Origin of the sequence: Isoptericola hypogeus, from assembly GCF_039531145.1 — a bacterium.
Taxonomy (GTDB): domain Bacteria; phylum Actinomycetota; class Actinomycetes; order Actinomycetales; family Cellulomonadaceae; genus Isoptericola; species Isoptericola hypogeus.
Genome location: NZ_BAAAPM010000001.1, coordinates 102362 through 122140, shown reverse-complemented (window position 1 = coordinate 122140; position 19779 = coordinate 102362). Strand labels below are relative to the sequence as shown.

General features: G+C 73.6%; 19 protein-coding genes. 5 read left to right on the top strand and 14 right to left on the bottom strand.

What is annotated here, in order from left to right:
- Positions 1-19: 19 nt before the first annotated feature.
- Together ABD254_RS00540 and ABD254_RS00535 are read right to left on the bottom strand one after the other, a co-directional pair.
- The gene (locus tag ABD254_RS00540; RefSeq protein WP_344244573.1) at positions 20-1480 is read right to left on the bottom strand and encodes an FAD-binding oxidoreductase; all 1461 of its coding nucleotides are present in this window, start codon (positions 1478-1480) and stop codon (positions 20-22) included.
- Entirely contained in the window at positions 1477-2259 is a 783-nt protein-coding gene (locus tag ABD254_RS00535; RefSeq protein WP_344244571.1) for an SDR family oxidoreductase, read from the bottom strand. Before ABD254_RS00535 ends, ABD254_RS00540 begins: the two co-directional genes overlap by 4 nt.
- Before the next feature lie 241 nt (positions 2260-2500).
- On the opposite strand from ABD254_RS00535, the gene ABD254_RS00530 reads away from it, so the two are divergent.
- The gene (locus ABD254_RS00530; protein WP_344244569.1) at positions 2501-2917 is read left to right on the top strand and encodes a MarR family winged helix-turn-helix transcriptional regulator; all 417 of its coding nucleotides are present in this window, start codon (positions 2501-2503) and stop codon (positions 2915-2917) included.
- Positions 2918-2990: 73 nt separating this feature from the next.
- Here the strand turns inward: ABD254_RS00530 and ABD254_RS00525 are convergent, their stop codons facing one another.
- The 5 genes from ABD254_RS00525 to ABD254_RS00505 all read right to left on the bottom strand — a co-directional run bounded on the left by ABD254_RS00525 (position 2991) and on the right by ABD254_RS00505 (position 6710).
- Positions 2991-3422, bottom strand: coding sequence for a VOC family protein (locus tag ABD254_RS00525; RefSeq protein WP_344244567.1), 432 nt, complete (start codon positions 3420-3422; stop codon positions 2991-2993).
- Between the two features lie 62 nt (positions 3423-3484).
- Positions 3485-4255, bottom strand: coding sequence for a DsbA family oxidoreductase (locus tag ABD254_RS00520; protein ID WP_344244565.1), 771 nt, complete (start codon positions 4253-4255; stop codon positions 3485-3487).
- 147 nt (positions 4256-4402) lie between these two features.
- Complete coding sequence (locus tag ABD254_RS00515; RefSeq protein ID WP_344244563.1) at positions 4403-4789, bottom strand: HsmA family protein; 387 nt, start codon at positions 4787-4789, stop codon at positions 4403-4405.
- A gap of 81 nt (positions 4790-4870) precedes the next feature.
- Entirely contained in the window at positions 4871-5566 is a 696-nt protein-coding gene (locus ABD254_RS00510) for an ABC transporter ATP-binding protein (RefSeq protein WP_344244562.1), read from the bottom strand.
- Positions 5567-5597: 31 nt separating this feature from the next.
- Positions 5598-6710, bottom strand: a complete 1113-nt coding sequence (locus ABD254_RS00505; protein WP_344244560.1) for an ABC transporter permease — start codon at positions 6708-6710, stop codon at positions 5598-5600.
- Positions 6711-6871: 161 nt separating this feature from the next.
- Between ABD254_RS00505 and ABD254_RS00500 the strand changes: the two genes are divergently transcribed.
- Together ABD254_RS00500 and ABD254_RS00495 are read left to right on the top strand one after the other, a co-directional pair.
- Positions 6872-8167, top strand: coding sequence for a sensor histidine kinase (locus ABD254_RS00500; protein WP_344244558.1), 1296 nt, complete (start codon positions 6872-6874; stop codon positions 8165-8167).
- Positions 8164-8784, top strand: a complete 621-nt coding sequence (locus tag ABD254_RS00495; RefSeq protein ID WP_344244556.1) for a response regulator — start codon at positions 8164-8166, stop codon at positions 8782-8784. Before ABD254_RS00500 ends, ABD254_RS00495 begins: the two co-directional genes overlap by 4 nt.
- An 11-nt stretch (positions 8785-8795) precedes the next feature.
- Here ABD254_RS00495 and ABD254_RS00490 read toward each other — a convergent pair whose 3' ends face one another.
- On the bottom strand, positions 8796-9254 hold the full coding sequence (locus ABD254_RS00490) for a nitroreductase/quinone reductase family protein (protein WP_344244554.1): 459 nt from the start codon (positions 9252-9254) through the stop codon (positions 8796-8798).
- A 77-nt stretch (positions 9255-9331) separates the two neighbouring features.
- Here ABD254_RS00490 and ABD254_RS00485 point away from each other — a divergent pair, with 77 nt between their 5' ends.
- Entirely contained in the window at positions 9332-9808 is a 477-nt protein-coding gene (locus tag ABD254_RS00485) for a MarR family winged helix-turn-helix transcriptional regulator (protein WP_344244552.1), read from the top strand.
- A gap of 120 nt (positions 9809-9928) precedes the next feature.
- Here ABD254_RS00485 and ABD254_RS00480 read toward each other — a convergent pair whose 3' ends face one another.
- Entirely contained in the window at positions 9929-11356 is a 1428-nt protein-coding gene (locus tag ABD254_RS00480) for an aldehyde dehydrogenase family protein (RefSeq protein ID WP_344244550.1), read from the bottom strand.
- Between the two features lies 1 nt (position 11357).
- The gene (locus ABD254_RS00475; RefSeq protein ID WP_344244549.1) at positions 11358-12410 is read right to left on the bottom strand and encodes an oxygenase MpaB family protein; all 1053 of its coding nucleotides are present in this window, start codon (positions 12408-12410) and stop codon (positions 11358-11360) included.
- Between the two features lie 135 nt (positions 12411-12545).
- On the opposite strand from ABD254_RS00475, the gene ABD254_RS00470 reads away from it, so the two are divergent.
- Positions 12546-13253 carry a TetR/AcrR family transcriptional regulator C-terminal domain-containing protein gene (locus ABD254_RS00470; RefSeq protein WP_344244547.1) on the top strand — a complete coding sequence of 236 codons (708 nt, stop codon included), beginning with the start codon at positions 12546-12548 and terminating at the stop codon, positions 13251-13253.
- Between the two features lie 96 nt (positions 13254-13349).
- On the opposite strand, the gene ABD254_RS00465 is transcribed toward ABD254_RS00470, so the two are convergent.
- From ABD254_RS00465 to ABD254_RS00450, 4 genes are all read right to left on the bottom strand, one after another.
- Positions 13350-15380 (bottom strand): hypothetical protein, encoded by a 2031-nt coding sequence (locus tag ABD254_RS00465; protein ID WP_344244545.1) that lies wholly within the window; start codon positions 15378-15380, stop codon positions 13350-13352.
- A 130-nt stretch (positions 15381-15510) separates the two neighbouring features.
- Positions 15511-15951, bottom strand: coding sequence for a MarR family winged helix-turn-helix transcriptional regulator (locus ABD254_RS00460; RefSeq protein WP_344244543.1), 441 nt, complete (start codon positions 15949-15951; stop codon positions 15511-15513).
- A complete protein-coding gene (locus tag ABD254_RS00455) occupies positions 15948-16892 on the bottom strand; it encodes an alpha/beta hydrolase family protein (RefSeq protein WP_344244541.1) in 945 nt (314 codons plus the stop codon). Before ABD254_RS00455 ends, ABD254_RS00460 begins: the two co-directional genes overlap by 4 nt.
- Before the next feature lie 127 nt (positions 16893-17019).
- The gene (locus tag ABD254_RS00450) at positions 17020-19764 is read right to left on the bottom strand and encodes a glycoside hydrolase family 3 protein (RefSeq protein ID WP_344244539.1); all 2745 of its coding nucleotides are present in this window, start codon (positions 19762-19764) and stop codon (positions 17020-17022) included.
- Between the last annotated feature and the right edge of the window lie 15 nt (positions 19765-19779).

The following is a 19779-nucleotide window of genomic DNA, read 5'->3' as shown; positions in this document are numbered from 1 at the left end:
AGTAGGTGCCGCTCTTCGCCTACCCGTGCTTGTGCAGGTCGCGAGCGCGCGGGGCGAGGACGAGTCCCGCATCGAAGAGCCGTCCCGGGTCCACGCGGTCGGCGATATGCCGGAGCCGCTCGCCGGTGGCACCGGGCCACGCCCTCTCGGCCTCGCCCGCCCGGACGTCGGTGGAGTACGCCCCGTAGGTCCCGGTGCTCAGCTCCTGCAAGGTCCGGAAGCTCTCGTCGGCCAGGTCCTGGCCGAGCGGCTGGATCCAGGTGGCCGCGAAGACCTCCTGATGGCGGCCCGCCCATGCCGTGGCCTCGGCCGGCACGTCGGAGACGGCCGCGCCCAGGGCCCGGAGCTCGCCGAGCATGGTCGCCCTGTGCCGGAGCGCGGCGGCCATCGCCTCGCCGAGCTCGCGGTCCGCCCGGTCGACGAGCGCGGCCCGCATCTCCAGGCGCTGCTGGCGCGTGTGCGAGCGGCCGAAGCTCGGCACCAGGTGGGGGTAGGGCACCGCGCGGGCCTGCTGGTGCAGCACCGGACCGAGGTTCAAGGCGGCCTCGAGCACCGGGATCGCCGCCGCGGTGTCGTGGTTCGCCCAGACGTTCTGGGCCCGCACCACGGTGCGGCCGACGCCCGCGTCCTGGAGCATCAGGAAGCTCTCCGCGGCGCGCGGCGCCCCGCCGATCCAGTCGCCCCAGTCCCGGACGAATCCCGCCAGGTCGTCGACCAGGTACTCCACCTCCTGGTGCAGCACGGTCGCGCCGCCCGACGCCGACCCGATCGCCGGGACGTCCAGCTCGAAACAGACCCCGATCCCGGCTTGCGTGGCGCCACCGCGGAGGGCCCAGAACAGGTCGGGGTCGTGCTCCGCGTCGACCCATCGCACGGCGGCGTCGGCGGTCACGACGCGGACCCGGCGCACGTGATCGAGCGTCAGCCCCTGCGACCGGGCGAAGTAGCCGATCCCGCCCGCGGTGGCGATCCCGCCCACCCCGGTTCCGCCGACGTTCCCGCTGGTCAGTGCCCGATCGTACGGGGCGAGCCGGGTGGCCAGCTCGCCCCAGGTCGTCCCGGCCTCGACCCGCACCATCGACGCCGAGGCGTCGAGCGACTCGATGCCCGCCATCCGCGCGAGGTCGATCACGATGCCGCCGTCGTTCGTGGAGGCCCCGGAGATGCCGTGGCCTCCGGAGCGCACGCTGAGCGGTACGGGCTCGCCGGCGACGCGGCGGACCTCGGCCGCGTACCGGACGGCCCGCTGGACGTCCTCCTCCGTCGTCGGGCGGAACACGACCCTCGGGCTGCCGACCCGCATGTAGCTGGACCGGACCTGCGTGTACGCGCCGTCCGCCGCACTGACCGCGGTCCTCGACAGCTCCGGGTCGGGAGCCGGCCAGCCCGGGGCATGCCAACCCGGGGCCAGCCAGCCCGCGGACGGCGGGAGCCCGACGGCCGGGTCGTTCGTCGACCGGGTGCCGACGGAGCCGTTCACCGGAGGTCTCCCGCCGGAGCCTGGCCGAGCCCGGTTGCGGAGCGATCCTCACCGATCGCGGCCAGCGCCTCGCGTGCCTGATCGGGGCGGCGCAAGACGAACTCCGCGGAGGGACGCGACCCGGACGCCAACCCGATCGAGAGGCGGGTCGCGTCGTCGGCGTCGACGAAGTCGGGGCGCGCCCACCCGCGTCGGCGCAGGTTGAGGTTGCCGAGGACGATCGAGAAGACCCGCCGGGAGGAGCCCACCTCCTCGGCGAGCACCCGGCGCATCATCACCAGCGAGGACTGGGCCATCGAGATGACCGAGGCCCCCGGCACCGGGACCACCCCGGACGCGCCCAGCACGAGCTGGAGGCTGCCCTCGGGCCGCAGCAGCGGCACCCAGGCGCGCGCCGCCGCGGCGTAGGCCGCCGCGACGTCCACGAAGTAGCGCTGCCAGGTGTCGTCGTCGACGCCCCACAGCGGCGCCCCGCTCCACCAGCTGCCGAGGGTGGCCACCACGTGGTCCACCTGCCCGTGCTCGGCGGTGATCGCCTCGGCGGTCGCCCGTGCTCCGGCGAAGGACACGTAGTCGCCCACCACGAGCCGGAGTCCGTCGCCCAGCCCGGCGACGGCGGGGTCCTCCCGCAGCTCGGCGGCTCGCGCCGCCGTGCGGGAGGGGACGACGACGTCGGCCCCCGCTGTGAGGTAGGCGCGCACGAAGTGCTCACCGACGGATCCGGTGCCACCGAGCACCACGGCGCGCCGGCCGCGCAGCGGCCCGCTCGTCTCGCTCACGCCGCGCACCCCGCGTCCGTCCTCGTGGTGGGGGCTACGTGTCGCACCGGACGGCCGACCATATGCTGATCCTTTCTCAGGCGCGCGCATCGGTCATGCGCACGTGACGGGGGTGCCCGTGCGGCGTGTACCGCCCGGGCCGAGCAACAGGGATGCGAGGGGAACTGTGGGGGAGCCGACGGCCGCACGGCTTACCGATCGACAGCAGGTCTGGCGCGGGCTGCTGCAGGGGCAGCGAGCGATGCTCCTGCGCCTCGGGGTGGAGCTGAAGCGCGACTTCGGGCTCACGATCCCGCAGTACGAGGCGCTCCTCGCGCTGCACCAGGGGCCGAGGCGCGGGCTGCCCGCGACCCGGCTCGCGCGCGAGCTGCTCTACAGCTCCGGGTCCGGCTCGAACCTGATCGCACGGATCGAGCAGCTCGGGTACGTGCGGCGATCGACCGGGGACACCGACGCCCGCACGCAGCTGGTCACCCTGACCGAGGCGGGCGAGGACCTCATCGTGCGGGCGACCGAGGCGCACGTCGCCGCGCTGCGCGCGGAGTTCGAGCCCCTGATCGACGACGACGAGGTCGCGGTGCTGCTCCGCTTCGCCCGACGGCTTGCCGAGCACGAGGGCGTGCACGCCCAGCCGCCCGAGCCGGTCGAACCGGACTAGGTGTCAGGACGAAGTGTCAGGACGACGTGTCACGACGACGAGGCCGCCCCGAGGCGCTCCGGTCGGCGGCGTATCAGCCGATCCCGAGGTCCGAGAGGTCGGGGTCCTGGTACGCCTCGGCGTGGTCCCACTGCGCGAACTCGATGACGGTGCCGCCGGGGAGCTGCCCGCGCGCCTGGAAGCCCGGCGGCACGGGGGTCTTCGGCTGGACGACCCGGCCGCCTGCCGCGAGCACGTCCGCCAGGGCCTGGTCGACGTCGGCGACGAGGATCGTCTGCTCCGTGTCGCGCAGCGGTGCGAGGTGCTCCTCCGCTGCCGACACGACGGAGAAGCTGACGCTCGCGGCCTCGAGCCCGATCACGTGCATGTCCTGTGCGGGCATGGCGAAGCGGATCGTCGGCACGGCGTCGTAGAAGCGCATCGTTGCGCGCAGGAACTCGGTGAGGTGCTCGGGGAGCACGTAGGCGCGCTGGTAGACCCTGATGATGTTCGCCACGGACGACATGGCAGTCTCGCTCTCTCGGGTGGGGTGGCTGGTGGAGGACGCCGGCCGGCCGGCGCGCTCGGTCAGATCGAGCAGCCGTCCGGACCGCAGGCGGTGTCGTCGGCGGTCTGGACGCCGCCGATCGGGACGACCCGGGGAGCCGGGTTGAGCTCGGCGTACACGGTGGAGATCGCGTCCCTCATCATGTCCTCGCTCTGCGCGCCGGAGATGCCGTAGCGCCCGTCGATCACGGTGAACGGCACGCCGGAGACGCCGATCTGTGCGGCGTGGGAGATGTCGTCGGCGACGGCGTCCCGGTAGGCGGTCGGGTCGGCGAGCACCCGGTCGGCGACGTCGGCCGGCAGGCCCGCCGCCGTCACCGCGGTGCGGAGCACCTCCGGGTCGCCGACGTCGCGCCCGTCGGCGAAGTAGACGGCGAACAGGGCCTCGACTACCTCCCGTTGCACCCCGGCCTCGCCGGCCGCCTGGATCAGGCGGTGCGCGGTGCGGGTGTTCGACGGGACCGCCGAGTCCTGGTCGAAGTGGAAGCCGTGCTCGGCGCCCATCGCGACGAGCTGCTGCTGGGCGGCCCGGAACCGCGCCATGTCCATGCCGCGGCCCGCCAGGTACTCGGGCTGCTTGACCTGGGACCGTTCCGGGGCGTCCGGCTGCAGCTGGTAGGAGCGGAAGCGCAGGTCCACCTGGTCGGCGAACGGGAGCGAGCGCAGCACGCGGGCGAGGCGGAGCTCGCCGACCACGCACCAGGGGCAGGCGACGTCGAGCCAGACGTCGAGACGAAGGCGTACCGGTGCGGCGCTCGCATCGGGCGCGGCGGAGGGGGAGAGCGCGGTCATGCCGGGCGCAACCGTCGCAGCGGCCGCCTTGTTCCCTGTAACTACAGGAAGTTTCCGGATGTCGCGGACCTCACAGGCGCTCCCGCGCGGAGCCGACGACCGGAGCGCACCGTTCGCCGGCAGCCGGGGGGCGCGGCGGGGCGCCGGTCAGCCGGCCGTCATGGCGCCGATCGCTCCGGTGACGTAGGGGACAAGCCAGATCGACCAGACCACGATGCTGAACCGGTGGAAGCTGGCCTTCTCGGGTTCGCGGTCGCGCGCGAGCACGATGATCGCCCACACGAGGTGGATCGCCATCAGCGCGATCGCGAGGCCTCCGGTCCAGACCATGACCGTGTCGAACGCGCTCGCCGGGCCCGCGGAGGTCTCCGCGATGCGGCTCATGAGGAACGTCCCGGTGGCGTCGCAGGCCAGGCCGACGGCGAACGCCGCGGCGTGCCAGGGCCGGAGCGTGCCCTGGACCCGCTCGGACCAGACGCCGATCGTGTAGAAGACCAGGGCCAGGGTGATGACGACGATCGCGAGCGCGAGCATCGGTCGCTCCTCTCGGTGAGTACGGCGACCCGTGCGGTCGCCGAGCAGCTGTCGGATGTTGGGGTGTCGGGCGGACGGCGGTCAGGCCGTGGCGAGGTCCACGGTCTCCTCGATCCGGGCGTCGAGCATCCGGACCGTCGCGTCGACCGTGGCGAGGGTGGACGCGTCGTGCGACACGAGGAGGGTCGCGGCGCCCGTCTCGCGGGCCAGGCCGATGATGAGGTCGACGACCTGGGTGCCGCGCTCGTGGTCGAGCGCGGACGTGGGCTCGTCGACGAGCAGGACCTCGGGCCGTCCGACGAGCGCGCGGGCGATCGCGACGCGCTGACGCTGCCCGCCGGACAGCTGCGCGGGCCGCCTGCCCGCGTGGTCGGCCACGCCGACGGCGTCCAGCAGCTCCATGGCCCGCGCGCGCACGCCGGCCGGGCGCCTCCCGCGCAGGTGGGCGTGCAGCTCGAGCTGCTCGACGGCGGTGAGCGAGCCGAGCAGCTGGGGCGACTGGAAGACCATGCCGATGCGCTCGAGCCGCACGCGGGTCGACCGCGCCACGGTCGTCGCCGGGGTGAGGACGACGTCCCCGCCGATCGAGACCGTCCCCCGCGACGGCCGGGTCAGCCCGGCCGCCACGGCCAGCAGGCTGGACTTCCCGGCCCCGGACGGGCCCAGCAGGGCGGTGGTCGTCCCCGCGGGGACGGTGAGGCAGGCGTCGTCGACGGCGGTGAGCGTGGCGTCGCCGTCGGGGTAGACGAGCGTGACGTGGTCCAGGCGCAGGTCCATCAGGATTCTCCTTCGGGGGTAGCGAGCGCGGTCAGCGGGCGGCGAGGGCCGCGTGCGGGTCGATGCGGGTGATCCGGGCCACCGAGACCCCGGCGCCGACCAGGCCGAGCAGGATCAGTCCCGCGGCCGGGACGAGGGTGGTGCCGGCGGTGACGACGACCGGGACGGCGTCCGGCAGCAGGGAGGCGGCGGCGACGGACAGCCCCGTGCCGACCGCCACGCCGCCGGCCAGCAGCACGGCGGCCTGTCGGAGCGCGTCGCGCAGCAGGTACCCGGTGGAGGCGCCGAGCGCCTTGAGCACCGCGACGTCCCCGGACCGGCTGATGGTCCAGACGGTGAAGAACGCGCCCACGACGAGAGCCGAGATGACGAGCAGGAACGCCTGCATCGTGGTCAGCGACGTGTTCTCCCCGGCGAAGGACGACACGGCCGAGCGGGCGTCCGACGTCGTGACGGTCGTGGTGCCGAGCTCGTCGTCCGCCTCAGCGAGAGACCTGGCGAGGGCGGCGTCGTCGGCCTCGGAGGTGGACAGGGCGACGACGGTCGCGACCGGCTCGCCGGTCCCGCCGGAGGGCCCGCGTGCCCCCACGGCCTGCCAGTCGTCCAGGGTCGTCCACACGACGGGGGTGTGCGAGAACGACTGGTCGGCGGCCACGGTCGCGGCCACGGTGAGCTCGCTGCCGCCGAGGGTCACGGTGTCGCCGGCCTGGGCGCCGAGGGCGTCGGCCGCGCCCGGGGTGAGCACGACCGTGCCCGGGTCGACGTCGCCGGCCTCCCACGGCACCAGGTCCGTGCCCTCCGCCACGCCGAACGCGGTGACCGACGCCGTCGTCCCGTCCGTCTCGGCGCGCGTCGTGGCCACCCCCAGCGGGTCGGCGGACCCGACGCCCGGGACCTGGGCCCAGGCCTCCCACTGGTCGGGGCCGACGCGGGACGCGGTGAACTCCGGCGCGTCGCCGGGTGACGGCATGGAGAACGCGAGGTGGTCGGACGGCAGGTCCGTGACGGCCGAGGTGGACTCCCGGGCCAGCCCGGCGGTCAGCGAGGCCAGGAAGGTCACGAGGAAGGTGATGAGCACGATCACCACCGACATCAGGACGAAGCGGCCGCGGGCATGCCTCAGATCGCGCAGGGCGACGAACACGGGGGAACCTCCGAACAGGGGTTGCTGGGACTGCTTCCAGCCTCCGCGCCGCCGGGCCCGCGGTCATCGCGACCCGGGGTGATCCTGCGGCGCCGAAGGGTGGGGCGGCCGTTCCACCTTTCGGCTGATGCGTCGGCGCCCTGCCTGGCTACCGTGGACGGGTGATCCCCCACCCGATGCCCTCGGCGACGCGCGGCCTGACCCTGGGCCTGGACGTCCTGCTGACCACCCTCGTCGTGGTCGCCGTCGTGCAGGCGCCGTCGGGTCGCACCTGGCAGGCGGCGGTCGTCGCCGTCGTCCTGCTCGCCGTGTACCTCTGGGGCCGCGCGGCCGTGCGGGTGCACGAGCGGTCGGTGGACACCCCGCGGGGCGGCTGGTGGCCCGACGCCGCGTGGGTCGCGGGGCTCTTGGTCGCGTGGTGGGTGCTGCTGTGGCTGTCCCCGGCGGCGCTGTGGATCGCGTTCCCGTTCATGCTGCTGCAGATGCACGTCCTCGGCCCGCACCGCGGCGTCGTCGCGGTCGCGGTCACGACCGCCGTGGCCGTCGCCGAGGGTCTGCTCGTCCAGGCCGGGGACGGCGACGCGTGGACGGGGTTCGTCCTGGGCCCCGTGCTCGGGGCGTGCGTCGCCGTGGGCGTCGTGCTCGGGATCGAGGCGTTCGTCCGCGAGTCCCAGACCCGGCAGCGCACCGTCGACGAGCTGACCCAGGCCCGGCGTCACCTCGCGCAGGCGGAGCGGGAGATGGCGGTGACGGACGAGCGGGCCCGCCTGGCGCGCGACATCCACGACACCCTCGCGCAGTCCCTGTCGGCGATCGAGCTGCTGCTGCGCGCCGCGGGCGACGCCCTGGGCTCCGACGAGGAGAAGGCGCGCGCCCTCGTCGGCCAGGCGCGCGGCGCGGCGCGGGACAGCCTCGCCGAGGCCCGCCGCGTCGTGCAGGACCTCACGCCCACCGACCTCGACCGCACGGCGCTCCTCGGAGCGCTGCGCGCCGTGGCCGACCGCATCGCCGGCACCTCCGACACCGACGCCGGGCGCCGCCGCCCCCTGACCGTCTCGGTCCACGCCACCGGACGGTCGCGGCCGCTGCCCGTCCCGCTCGAGACCGCGCTGCTGCGCGTCGCCCAGTCGGCGCTCGCGAACGTCGTCGAGCACGCGGACGCCGGGCGCGCCCAGGTGACGCTGACCTACGAGCCGGACGCCGTCACGCTCGACGTCGTGGACGACGGCGTCGGGTTCGACCCCGCCGCGATCGCCGACGACCGGTCGGAGGGGCGGGGGTTCGGCATCCCCGCCATCCGCTCGCGCGTCCGCGAGCTCGGAGGCACCCTCGCGCTGGAGGCGACCCCCGGCGGCGGCACCGCCCTCGCCGTCACCGTGCCGACCCGAGAGTCGACGCGAGAGCCGACCCGAGAGCCGAACCGAGGGCCGACCCGAGACGTGGAGGACGCCCGATGATCGACGTCGTCCTCGCCGACGACCACCCGGTGGTCCGCGCCGGGCTGCGCGCCGTCGTCGACGGTCAGCCCGACATGCGGGTGGTGCACGAGACCCCGACCGCCGAGGACCTCATCGGCTGGCTCGACGACGGCGGCCGGGCCGACGTCATCCTGCTCGACCTGCGCTTCGGCGACGCCCGCCTGGGCGGAGCGGCGGCCACCGGGACCATCGTCCGCCGCCACGCCGTCCCCGTCCTCGTCGTCACGACCTACGGCACCGACGCCGACATCCTCGCCGCCATCGAGGCCGGCGCCACGGGCTACCTCCTCAAGGACGCGCCGACCGAGGAGCTCGCCCGCGCCATCCGGTCCGCCGCCGCGGGGGAGGTCGCGCTCGGTGCGGACGTGCAGCGCCGGCTCCTCGGGCGCATGCGCACCCCGGGCGAAAACCTCAGCGCACGAGAGCTCGAGGTGCTGCGCCTGGTGGCCGCCGGCCGGTCGAACGACGCCATCGCGCGCGAGCTCTTCGTCTCCGTCGCGACCGTCAAGTCGCACCTGGCGCACATCAACACGAAGCTCGGCACCCAGTCGCGCACCGGGGCCGCCGCCACCGCCCGCGAGCGCGGCATGCTCTGAGCCGCCGCCCTTCAGATGCGGCGGCTCAAGCGGATGACGGGCAGCTCGCGGTCCGTCTTCTCCTCGTACTGGGCGAACCTCGGAGACGCGGTCGTGATCGACTTCCAGGCGCTGGAGCGTTCCTCGCCGCGCAGCTCCGTGGCGGTGACGGGGATCTTCTTCCCGGCCAGCTCGATCGTCAGGCGGTCAGGGTGCGCCGCCAGGTTGAGGTACCAGGCGGGGTTCTTCGCCGCGCCCGCGGCGGACGCCACGACGAGCCAGCTGTCGTCGTCGCCGGGGAACCAGCCCACCGGCGTCGACCGCTCCTCGCCGCTCTTGCGCCCGATCGTCGTCAGCACCAGGGCGTTCATTCCCATGACCTTGCCCTCGCGGGTGCGGATGCGGCGCGCGATGCGCCTGTTCATCCACTTGGTGAGGCGGCCGCCGGGCTGCCGCGCGCCGCGGGTGCCCTGGGAGTGGCTGAAGCTCATCGCGTCCTCCGTCGTCGATGGTCCGTCCTCTCGACTGTACACGGCACGAACTGTCATCGGCGCGTACGATGACAGCTGTGAGCGAACCGACCGACTGCGGGCCCTCGTGCCCGACTCTGGGCGCCACGGGGCTGCCGGAGCTCGCGGACCTTGCGGTGCTCGTGCGGTCCACCGTGGCTGATGTCGCGGACCGGCACGACCTGACCCCCATGCAGGGGCGGCTGCTGTGCCTCCTGCTGGACGGGCCGCTGCGCATGGCAGAGCTCGCGCGCCGGCTCGGCGTCGAGAAGGCCGCGCTCACGGGGCTCGTCGATCGGGCCGAGCGCCGCTCGCTCGTCGAACGCCGCGCCGTACCGGGTGACCGGCGTGCCGTGCTCGTCGCGCTGTCGGACGCCGGCACCTCAGCGGTCTCCGTGTTCCACGCCGACGCAGCCGACGCGCTCGACGCGATGCTCGGCGACCTGACGGAGGAGGAGCGCGCGGCGTTCCGGCGGATGGCGGCGACGGTCGTCGCCAGTGCCAGTGCCAGTGCCAGTGCCAGTGCCGTCGGCTGAGTCGCCCCGCGTTGCGCACCCCGACGGCCAGACAAGGATCGTGCCCCGGTCTCGTCGCGACCTGGCGATGCGCCACGTACCCGACGTACCCGATCGCGCCGCCGGGCCTGACCCGTGCTCCTAGCGAGTGGTGCGCTCGGCGATCCGCTGCTTCGCCGCGGTGAAGGGCGGCTGCGCGAATCGCAGGGTGTCGAGCATGTGGGGCTTACGTACCACGGACTTGATGTGGCTGAACGTGTCGACTGAGTACTGGCCGTGGTAGGCGCCCATGCCGCTGGCTCCGACGCCACCGAAGGGCAGGTCGGCGATCCCGGCCTGGAGCATGGGCGCGTCCAGGCCGACGCCACCGGAGGAGGTGCGGGCGACGAAGGCCTCGCGCGTCGAGGCCGTACCGGTGAACACGTAGAGCGCGAGCGGCTTGGCGCGCGCGGTGACGTAGCCGATCGCGGCATCGACGTCTGCGACCGGGACGATGGACAGGATCGGGCCGAAGATCTCCTCGCGCAGGTAGGCGGGCTCGTCCGTCGACGCGAACGGGTCGGGCGCGTGCACGACGGTCGGCGCGATGTACCGGTCGGCCGCGTGGCGCTGGCCACCGACGGCGATCCTCGCGCCGTCGAGGAGGCCGATCAGCCGGGTGAAGTGCCGGTCGTTGACGATGCGGCCGTAGTCGTCGCTGCGGGCGGGGTCCGTCCCGTACAGGTCGGTGATCGCGCGCTGCAGCGCCGCGGTGAGCGCGTCGACCCGGTCGGGGGTGGTGAGGACGTAGTCGGGGGCGACGCAGGTCTGGCCGGCGTTGAGGAACTTGCCCCAGGCGAGGCGTCGGGCGACCTGGTCGAGGCGGGCGTCGTCGTCGAACCAGGCGGGGGACTTGCCGCCGAGCTCGAGCGTGACCGGGGTGAGGTGCTCGGCGGCGGCGCGGGCGACCACCTTCGCGACGGCGCCGTTGCCGGTGTAGAAGATGTGGTCGAACCGCTGCCTGAGCAGCTCGGTGGACTCTTCCACCCCGCCCTCGACAACCTGGACCGCCCGTGCGTCGAGATACTGCGGGACGAGGCCGGCCACGACGGCCGACACGGTCGGGGTCAGCTCGCTGGGCTTGAGCACGACCGCGTTCCCCGCGGCGAGGGCCCCGACGAGCGGGGCGAGGAGCAGCTGCACCGGGTAGTTCCAGGGCGCGATGACGAGCGCGACGCCGAGCGGCTCGCGGACCAGTCGCCCAGTGGCGGGCTGCAGGCTCAGCGGCAGCCGCTGCCGTCGCGGCCTGGTGAAGCGCCGCAGGTGGCGCAGGGTGTGGGCGATCTCGGCGAGCACCACCCCGGTCTCCGCGAGCCGGGCCTCGGTCGCGTTCTTGCGCAGGTCACGCCACAAGGCGGCCTCGATCGCCGGGCCGTTCTCGCGCAGCAGCCGCTGCAGCGCCTCCAGCTGGGCGCGTCGCCATGACAGCAGCCGGGTCGCGCCGCTGTCGAATCGGTCACGGGCGGTGTGGACGACGGCGGCGATGGTCTCGGTCCGCGTCGGCGGGCTCGGGTGTGCGGTCGCGTCCATCTCAGACGGCCCCGGCGTGGACGCGGACGCGCAGGGCGCGAGCGGACTCGATGAGCTTCACGCCGTCGGGCCCCCACATCAGTCGCATGTAGTGCCGCTCGAACGGGCCGCGCTGCATCATCCAGACGAACGGGAGAGCGAGCTTGGTGCCGATGACGGCGAGTCGCGACCGCACCGGGCTCATGCCGAGCGAGGCGCGCATCTTGCCCGAGGAGGCCCCGGCGGCGAGCTGACGGAACAGCCCGTGGTCGAGGACCCCGGCGTAGAAGACCGCCGGCAGCTGGGAGCGGTGGAAGTTCTTCTTGAACAGTCCGAACATCTGCTCGGCGAAGTTCTCCCCGGTGTCGGGCCAGATCGCCATCGTGTCGGGGGTGCCGAAGAGGTCCGCGTACTTCTCGTACAGCGCGTCCATGTCGGCCTTGGAGTGCGGGACGTCCTCCTCCGGGGCCCCCACCAGGCGGCAGTACGCCGCGACCTCGGCGAAGTAGCGGTCGCGCTTCTCCGGGGAGAGCCGGTGGGGGCGCTTGCCGTCGCGGAAGGCGAAGGACTCGTACAGCCACAGCATCGAGTGCATCTCGGTCAGTGCCGCCCACATCGCGTCCCGCGGCTCGGCCGCCGCGTACCCGCCGAGCTCGGGCTCGCCGACGTCGATCGTCGGCCCGGCGACCTTGGTGTGGATCGTGCGCAGGTGCTTCCACATCCGCTCGGCCGAGGCGGTGTCGCCGAGCCACATCGGCGCGTGCATGCCCGAGTTGCGCTGGCCGCGCTCGAACAGGTCGAAGAACGTGACCGTGCCCTTGAGCGTCTTGCGCGACAGCGGGTCGTGGTCACGCACCCCGGCGATGACCGGCCGGTAGGTCGACTGCATCAGGCCCTGGAAGGCGTACTGGAAGACGATCGTCGCCGGGTGGAGCAGCACCTCCCACACCACCGATTCCGGCCCGAACAGCCCGTAGTCCGGCGTGCCGTCCTCGTGCAGGGACTCGCCGGCGGGCACCGGCTCGCCGAACCGCCGCCACCGCTGCACATTGCCCTCGAGCCGCTCCTTGCTCACGATCCTGAAATCCCGATCCACCGCTGCGACGCCCACGCCCACTCCTCGTCCGACAACCTCAGTTCCCGCCCGGGAACTTGTTGGAGGGAACGTATGCTGGCGCCCGGCCCTCGTCAACTCTTTCGGAATGCGACCATGAGCTCTGCACGGACACCTGCACGGACCTCGGCACACGGCACGACACGGCGAGCCATCGGCGTCCGCGCCGGTCTCACCCTGCCGAGAATCGTCGAGGCGGCCCGCTCGCTCGACCCGGACGCCCTCACGATGCAGGCCCTGGCCGACCACCTCGGCGTGGACCGCAAGGCGCTCAATCACCACGTCAGCGACCGCGACACGCTGCTCGGGCTCGTGGCACTGGACGCGTTCACCAGCACCTTCTCCGCCGTCGACATCGCCGCCCACACCGGCTGGCAGGACGCGTGCCGCAGCTATGCCAGGGGCTTCACGGACAGCGCCGTCGCCGCCGGCGTGCTCGCCGAGCGCATCCGGCTCACCGACGCCTACGTCACCAAGGTGCTCGAACCGACCGAGGCTGTCCTGCAGACGATGGTTGCCGCCGGGTTCGACGACGAGACCGCCATGCGCACGCTCTCCGCGCTCACCAACATCTGCCTCGCCCACGCGCGGGACGTCGTCCTTGCCTCCCGCAGCAACACCAGCCCCCGCGCGGCCATCCTTCGCGACGCCCTCCACGAGCGCGACGCGACGAAGTACCCCACCCTCGCGCGCATCGCCGAGCTCCCAGCCACCACCTATGACACGACCCAGCTCGACCTGAGCATCGACACCTTCATCGCCGGCGCCGAGGCCCGGCTGCGTCGCGACCGGAACCGCCATTGACACGAGAGGAGCTGGCGTGCGTGCGGTCGCGCGATCCGTTGCCGACGCCCAGGTTCGACAGCCCGGTCGCGAACGCCACGCCGGTGTCGCCAGGCGTCACCCCCGCTGGCCGACCTCGATCCGCACCAGGTGGCGACCGCGGATCGCGTAGAACCGGTCGTCCTCGTCGACGGCGGCGCGCGGGATGCCGTACCACTCGCCGTCGAGCGGGGCGAGCGTGGTCCGCGCGAACGACTTCGGGTCGAACCGGAAGAAGGCGGCCTTCGACGTGCCGTAGACCTTGCCGCGATTGACCAGCAGCGTGCCGTAGTCCGGGACGACGTCGCGGTGGGTGGAGCGGTGGACCACCGCCCGCGTCTCGCGGTCGACCACCGCGAGCTCGCCCCGGAAGCCCAGCACGTACAGGTGACGCCCGCGGACGGCCAGGCCCGTGATCCCCGCCGGCTCGACCAGCGGGTCCACGCGCCACAGCTCACGGTGCGCCATCGGGTCCCAGGCCACGACGACGCCGCGCCCGCCCGTCACGTCGCCGCCGAGGTACGCGACCCCGTCGTGGGTGGCGACCGACCGCACCATCTGCCGCGCGTCGATCGGGTTGACGGCCGACGTCGAGGTGTCGGTGGCGGGGTCGTAGACGACGAGGCTCCCGCCGCCGAGGGTGTCGGACTGGATGCCCAACAGCAGGCGCCCGTTGACCTCGTCCCACACGACCTGGTGCGGGCGGTTCTGGGCCGCAGGGAACCGCTCGACGAGGCGCGGCCACGCGCCGTCGGCGGCGGGGTCGTGGGCGAGGATGCCGACGTTGCTGTACTGGCCGAAGTAGGCGACGCCGTCCACGACGTCGATGTCCTTGGCCTCGGACGCGGCGTAGAGCCGCTGGACGGTGCCGGACCGCACGTCGTGCCTGGCCACGACGTTCGTGCCGCCCACGTACACGCCGCCGGCCCCGGCCGCCACCGACATCGCCAGCAGGGGGTCCGTCGGGGCTCCCGCCTCGATGAGGTCGTACGTCGTGGCCTCCGCGGTGGCCAGGTCCACCGCCACCGCGAGGGCGAACGCGGACACGGTCCACACCTTGCCGTCGCGGGCGAACAGACCCCACAGCTCCCCGAGGTCGATGTCCGTCGGGCTCAGGGCGCGGAACGTGCCGGTGCTCCGGGTGTACTCGTTGATGCCGCCGAGCAGGAAGTACACCTTGCCGTCGGCGTGGGTGAGGTTCTTGCCCGAGCCGGACCGGCCCACCGGCGCGATGGTGTACGACGACGGGTCCGCCCGGTCGATGAAGGCGAGCGCGGCGCCCTGCGGGGTGATGCCCATGACGCAGAGGGTGTCGTCGTCGAGGACGATCAGGTCGCGAACCTCGATGCCGCCGGCGAACTCTGGCGGCAGGATCGACCGGACCGTGCTCGTCGCGCGGTCCATCACCCACAGCCCGGCCTTGCTGCTGGTGGGCAGGGAGTTGAGGACGCTGCCCGTGCCGATGTACACCTCGGTGTCGGTCGCGGCGAGGGCGCGGATCATCGTCGCGTGGGGGTCGGGGATCGCGACGTCCTCGACGCGCCGCGTCGCCGGGTCGTAGCGGCGCAGCCGTGGGCGCAGGTCCGCGGCGAGGAGCTCGCGCCCGCCGAAGTAGACGACGTCGTCAGGCGTGACCGCCAGCGCGTAGGGGTCGAGGCCGTAGATGTCGTGCAGGTCCTCTTTCGGCGCCCCCGGCCTGCTGAGGTCGAGCCGGACGAGTCCGTGACCGGGGGCGGTCGGGTACTGGCGGATCGCGGAGTACAGGTACCGGCCCTCGGCGTCCGGGACCAGCAGCTGGGTGCTGATGCCCGGGCCCTCCGTCACGCTGGTGACCTTCCCGGTGGGCAGGTGGTAGCCCACGATCCGCAGGGGGTCGATGTTGCGCGACGCGATGTAGACCGTGTCGCCGACGAGCGTCGCCGCCGCGTGGGTGAACGTGGACACGGCCGGGCCGAGGTCGGTCACCCGGACCGACGGCGCCGCCGCGAGCAGCCCCTGTCCGGCGGACGCCGACGGTGCCGCGGCAGTCCCGGCGAGCGCGAGGCCCCCGGCGGCGCCGAGCTGCAGCAGAGCGCGGCGAGAGAGCGGGGAGCTCAGGTGGTCGGCCATGTCATCACCCATCGTCGTGGCGGACGTGATCGTCGTCACACGGTAGGGCCGCACCCGGCTTCGCCCGAACAGTTCGCACAGAACCGAACAGGCCATCGGCGGGGGAGGTGAGGTGCGCTCCGGGCGCTCCTCAGCGCAGGGCGCGCGTCGCGTGCTCGAGCCAGCGGGCGACGACGGCCAGCTCGTCGGGGCTGAAGCCGTCGGTCAGGCGTGCGTTCAGCTCGGCCAGCGCGCCGCGGACGTCCGTCAGCGCGGCGGTGCCGGCGGGTGTGAGGTCCAGGCGGACCGTGCGGTGGTCGTCGGGGTCGGCGCGGCGGCGCACGAGGCCGGCGCCCTCCATGCGGGCCAGCAGGCCGCTCGTGCCCGCGGGGGAGGCCTGCAGCGCGGCCGTCACCTCGCCGATCGTCGCGCCGGGGTGGTCGGCGAGGTGGAGCAGGACCCCGCAGCCGGCGGCGCTGATGCCGTGTCCGGCCTGCCCGGCGCCGCGCCGGGCGATCCACCGTCGCATCTGGCGCTCCGCCGACGTGGTGAGGAACACCAGCCGCGGAGCGCGACGCCGGGCGTCCGTCATCGGCGCGGTTTCCGGGCGCGGAGGCTGACCGTGCCGTCCTTCTGCGCCGGGGCGTCCTCGACCCGTGCGTCGCACCAGGCGAGGAGCTGTGGCCACAGCGTGTCGCGCAGGCCGCGCCGGAAGAAGCCGGTGTGCCCGATCCGCTCCACCCCACCGTCGGCGGGGCTCCACGTGCGCCGCTCGACCCTGGCGCCCGTGAGGCGGTCGGTGATCGCGTCGATCTGGGCGGGCGTGGCCCACGGGTCGTCGGTGAACCCGAAGGCGAGCACGTCGCCCGTGACTCGTGCGGCCTCCTCGGCGGCGCGCAGGGTCGGGTCGTCGAAGAAGTATCCCGGCAGCCTCGACCAGCGGCTCCACTCCAGCATGGCCGCGGCCGGCATGTCCTCCCCGAGGCCCAGGCGGCGGCCGGGCACGTACCCCAGCACCCGGGCGGCCGCCGGCCCGACCGCCCGCAGCACGAGCCCGACGCGCGCCCGCTCGGCGCGGTCGGGGATCGTGGCCGTCACCCCGGCGTGCGACGCCACCGTGACGAACGCCGCGAGGCCCCGCGACCCGTGACCGAGCGCCAGCGCGTGCCCGCCGATGCTGTGCCCGACGGCGAGCTGCGGCACGTCGCCGAACCTGGGGCGCGCCCAGGCCGCGACCGCGGGCACGTCGTCGGCCATCCAGTCCCGCATGCGCAGGCCGCGATGGTCCCGCGGGCTGCCGGACCGGCCCGTGCCGCGGTAGTCGTACGTCACGGCCGCGTAGCCGTTCGCCGCGAGGTACTCCGCGAACGAGGTGTACAGGCGCTCCGGGACCGCCGTCGCCGGGTGGATCACCAGCACCGCGCGGGGCGCGCCGTCGGCCGGGGTCCGTACCGTGCCCACGACCCACCCGCCGGCCGGGATCTGGATCCGCAGCTCGTCGGTGGTCACCGTCGTCGGACCCTCACTTCGCATGCGAAGTACCTTACGCACCGGCGGGGGCGCAGGTCGACGACGCCCGGGTAACGCCGCGTGCCCGCCCGGGAGCACGGAGCTCCCGGGCGGGCACGTCGTGGACCGCCGGACGGGACGGTCCGGCGCGTCAGTCGAACAGGTTGGTCTGCAGCACCGCGAACAGCACGGCGTGGACGCGGTCGCGCAGGCCGTTGCCGACACCGACCGGGTCCTCGTCGACCGCCTCGCGGGTGGCCTTGTCCGTGCCCGGCAGCATCGCGAGCATGAGGTCGTTGCCGTACCGGGCGGCCAGACCGGGGTCCATCCACTTCCCGAGCACGGCGTCGGTCGACACCACGCCCTGGAAGCCCCACTCGCCGCGCAGCACGTCCTGCAGGAGCGGCTCGTTGCCGCCGGCCCACACGCCGCCGATGTTGATGAAGGAGCTCATCGCACCGGTCGGGCCGGCCTCCTTGACCGTGATCTGGAACGGCTCGAGGTAGAGCTCGCGCAGGGCCTGCTCGCTGGCGAACACGTTGACGCCGGAGCGGGCGTTGACCTCCTGCTCGTTGAGCGCGAAGTGCTTCATGAAGGTCAGCACGCCCCGGCTCTCGGCGCCCGAGACCATCGCGGCGGACATCTTCCCGGACAGCAGCGGGTCCTCCGAGTAGTACTCGAAGTCGCGCCCGCCCAGCGCGGTGCGGTGCAGGTTCATCCCGGGCGCGTACCAGCCCTCGACGCCGTAGGCGTTGGCCTCGTCGCCGACGGACTCGCCGAGCGCGCGGGCGAGGTCGTCGTTCCACGTGGACGCCACGACGATCTGGGTCGGGTACGCCGCCCCGTCCAGGGGGCTGAACAGCGAGTTCAGCCCTGCGGGACCGTCCAGCAGGTCGACGGCGGGGATCCCGAGCCGCTCGACCGCGTGGGTGCGGTACGCGCCCTTGGCGAAGAGGTCGACCTGCTCGTCGAGGGTGAGCTGGTCGAGGAACGCGTCCCACTGCGGGTCGTCGTACTCGAGGCCCGCCAGGTCGGCCAGCTCGAGGCCGTTGTCCGCGCCGTAGGTCGGCACGTCGCCCTCGGCGGCCTCGATCTGCGGGTCCATGCGCTCGAGCAGCTCGTCGGACGCGACGGTGCCGGCCTCGGGCGCCTGCGGGTAGGTGCCGTCCCAGTCGTCGCGCGAGAGGTACGTGAGGTCGCCCTCGGCGTCGCCGAACCGGTTGGTCAGCTCGTGGCCGGTGTCGGCGTCGGCGTCGTAGACGACGTCCTCGGCCACCCGGTGGCTGAACTCGGCCACCGGCGCGTGCACGTCGGTGCGCACGGAGATCCCGTAGGTGCCGGCCTCGAGCAGGTACGCGCCGTGGCCGTCGGTGTCCCAGGAGGCCATGTCGCGCTCGTCGAAGGTGACGGTCACGGTCTCGGACTGCCCGGGCTCGAGCAGCGACGTCTTGGCGTACCCGGCGAGCTCGATCGCCGACTTCTCGATGCCGCCGGGCGTGTAGGGGGCGGAGAAGTAGACCTGGACGACGTCCTTCCCGGCGACGTCGCCCGTGTTGGTCACCTCGACGTCCACGCTGATCTCGCCGTCGCGCACCTGGGGCTCGCTGCCCACCCGGTCGAACGACGTGTAGCTCAGGCCGTGACCGAACGGGTACTGCACCGCCTCGGCGTAGCCCGCCTCGTCGTCCGCCCAGCGCGTCTCGTAATAGCGGTAGCCGACGTAGATGCTCTCCTCGTAGTCGAGGAACGCGCGGTCGGCGTTCGCGTAGGCGAAGTCGCCGACGTTCTCGACGCCCGGGGCGCTGGTCACGTCGTAGGCGTAGGTGTCGGTGAGGCGGCCGGAGGGGTTCACGTCACCCGTGAGGACCTTGGCGAGCGAGACCGCGCCGCGGGGCCCGGGCGTGCCGATCCACAGGGCGCCCTTGATCTGCGGGTACTCCTCGAGGAAGCCGAGCTCCATCTGGTTGCCCGAGTTCACCACGACCACGACGTCGTCGAACGTGCCGGTGACGACGTCGAGCAGCTCGCGCTGGTGGGCGGTCAGGCGCAGCTCGTCGGGGGTCATGTCGGAGCCCTCGACGCCGTCGTTGCCCACGACCACCAGCGCGGTGCCGGAGAACTGCGCGGCTTGTGCCATGACGTCGTCGGTGAGGTAGTCCGGCGCGGGCTCGCGCTCCTCGTCGCCGCCGAGCAGGCTGCCGGCGATCTGCAGCAGGCCGTTGGCGCCGCCCGAGCTCGCCTCGGCCCCGGCCTCCTCCATCGTGGCCTTGAGGTCGGGGTTGGCGATGATGCCCTGCGACTCGAGCGCGTCGTAGAGCGTCACCGCGCGGGACTGGTTGCTGCCGCCCGAACCGCCGCCCCCGAGGCGCAGGTTGAACGACGCGAAGCTGAACACGTTGAGCGTGTCCTCGGCCAGCGGCAGGACGTTCTTCTCGTTCTCCAGCAGGACGATGCCCTCGTCGGAGATCGACTCCGACACCTGGGCGGCGTGCGCGCGGGCGGCGTCGCCCGCGGGCGTGGCGTCGTCGTACTGGATCGTCATCAGCCGGCCGAACGACATCGCGAACGGCGCGACCAGCACCCCGATCGCGACCACGGCGACGGTGGTGACGCCCCAGCCGACCGCGCGGCGGGGTCGGTGGGCGACCTTGCGCTCGATGCGCGCGCGCCGGGAGTCCTCGCGCTTCTCGGCGCGCGTCATGTCGGCGCGCGCCTGCGCGCGCTGCTCCTTGGCGGCCTGCTTCGCCTCGCGGGCGGCCTGCCGGTCGGCGGCCTTGGCGGCCTTGCGCTCGTCGGTCGGCATCGCCGCCAGCTCGGCCTTGCGGGCGCGCTTCGCCGCGCGCCGCTCCCGGACGCGCGTCACCGCGTCCTGCTTGATCTCGTGCCTCGTTGCCATGATCGGGTGTTTCTC

What these genes read in the sequence shown, in the direction of transcription:
- ABD254_RS00525 (WP_344244567.1), bottom strand. Translation starts at nt 3,422, where the DNA reads ATGTCGTCCGTGGCGAACATCATCAGGGTCTACCAGCGCGCCTACGTG.
- ABD254_RS00470 (WP_344244547.1), top strand. Translation starts at nt 12,546, where the DNA reads ATGAGCTCTGCACGGACACCTGCACGGACCTCGGCACACGGCACGACA.
- ABD254_RS00520 (WP_344244565.1), bottom strand. Translation starts at nt 4,255, where the DNA reads ATGACCGCGCTCTCCCCCTCCGCCGCGCCCGATGCGAGCGCCGCACCG.
- ABD254_RS00495 (WP_344244556.1), top strand. Translation starts at nt 8,164, where the DNA reads ATGATCGACGTCGTCCTCGCCGACGACCACCCGGTGGTCCGCGCCGGG.
- ABD254_RS00460 (WP_344244543.1), bottom strand. Translation starts at nt 15,951, where the DNA reads ATGACGGACGCCCGGCGTCGCGCTCCGCGGCTGGTGTTCCTCACCACG.
- ABD254_RS00455 (WP_344244541.1), bottom strand. Translation starts at nt 16,892, where the DNA reads ATGCGAAGTGAGGGTCCGACGACGGTGACCACCGACGAGCTGCGGATC.
- ABD254_RS00490 (WP_344244554.1), bottom strand. Translation starts at nt 9,254, where the DNA reads ATGAGCTTCAGCCACTCCCAGGGCACCCGCGGCGCGCGGCAGCCCGGC.
- ABD254_RS00465 (WP_344244545.1), bottom strand. Translation starts at nt 15,380, where the DNA reads ATGGCCGACCACCTGAGCTCCCCGCTCTCTCGCCGCGCTCTGCTGCAG.
- ABD254_RS00530 (WP_344244569.1), top strand. Translation starts at nt 2,501, where the DNA reads ATGCTCCTGCGCCTCGGGGTGGAGCTGAAGCGCGACTTCGGGCTCACG.
- ABD254_RS00510 (WP_344244562.1), bottom strand. Translation starts at nt 5,566, where the DNA reads ATGGACCTGCGCCTGGACCACGTCACGCTCGTCTACCCCGACGGCGAC.
- ABD254_RS00450 (WP_344244539.1), bottom strand. Translation starts at nt 19,764, where the DNA reads ATGGCAACGAGGCACGAGATCAAGCAGGACGCGGTGACGCGCGTCCGG.
- ABD254_RS00480 (WP_344244550.1), bottom strand. Translation starts at nt 11,356, where the DNA reads ATGGACGCGACCGCACACCCGAGCCCGCCGACGCGGACCGAGACCATC.
- ABD254_RS00515 (WP_344244563.1), bottom strand. Translation starts at nt 4,789, where the DNA reads ATGCTCGCGCTCGCGATCGTCGTCATCACCCTGGCCCTGGTCTTCTAC.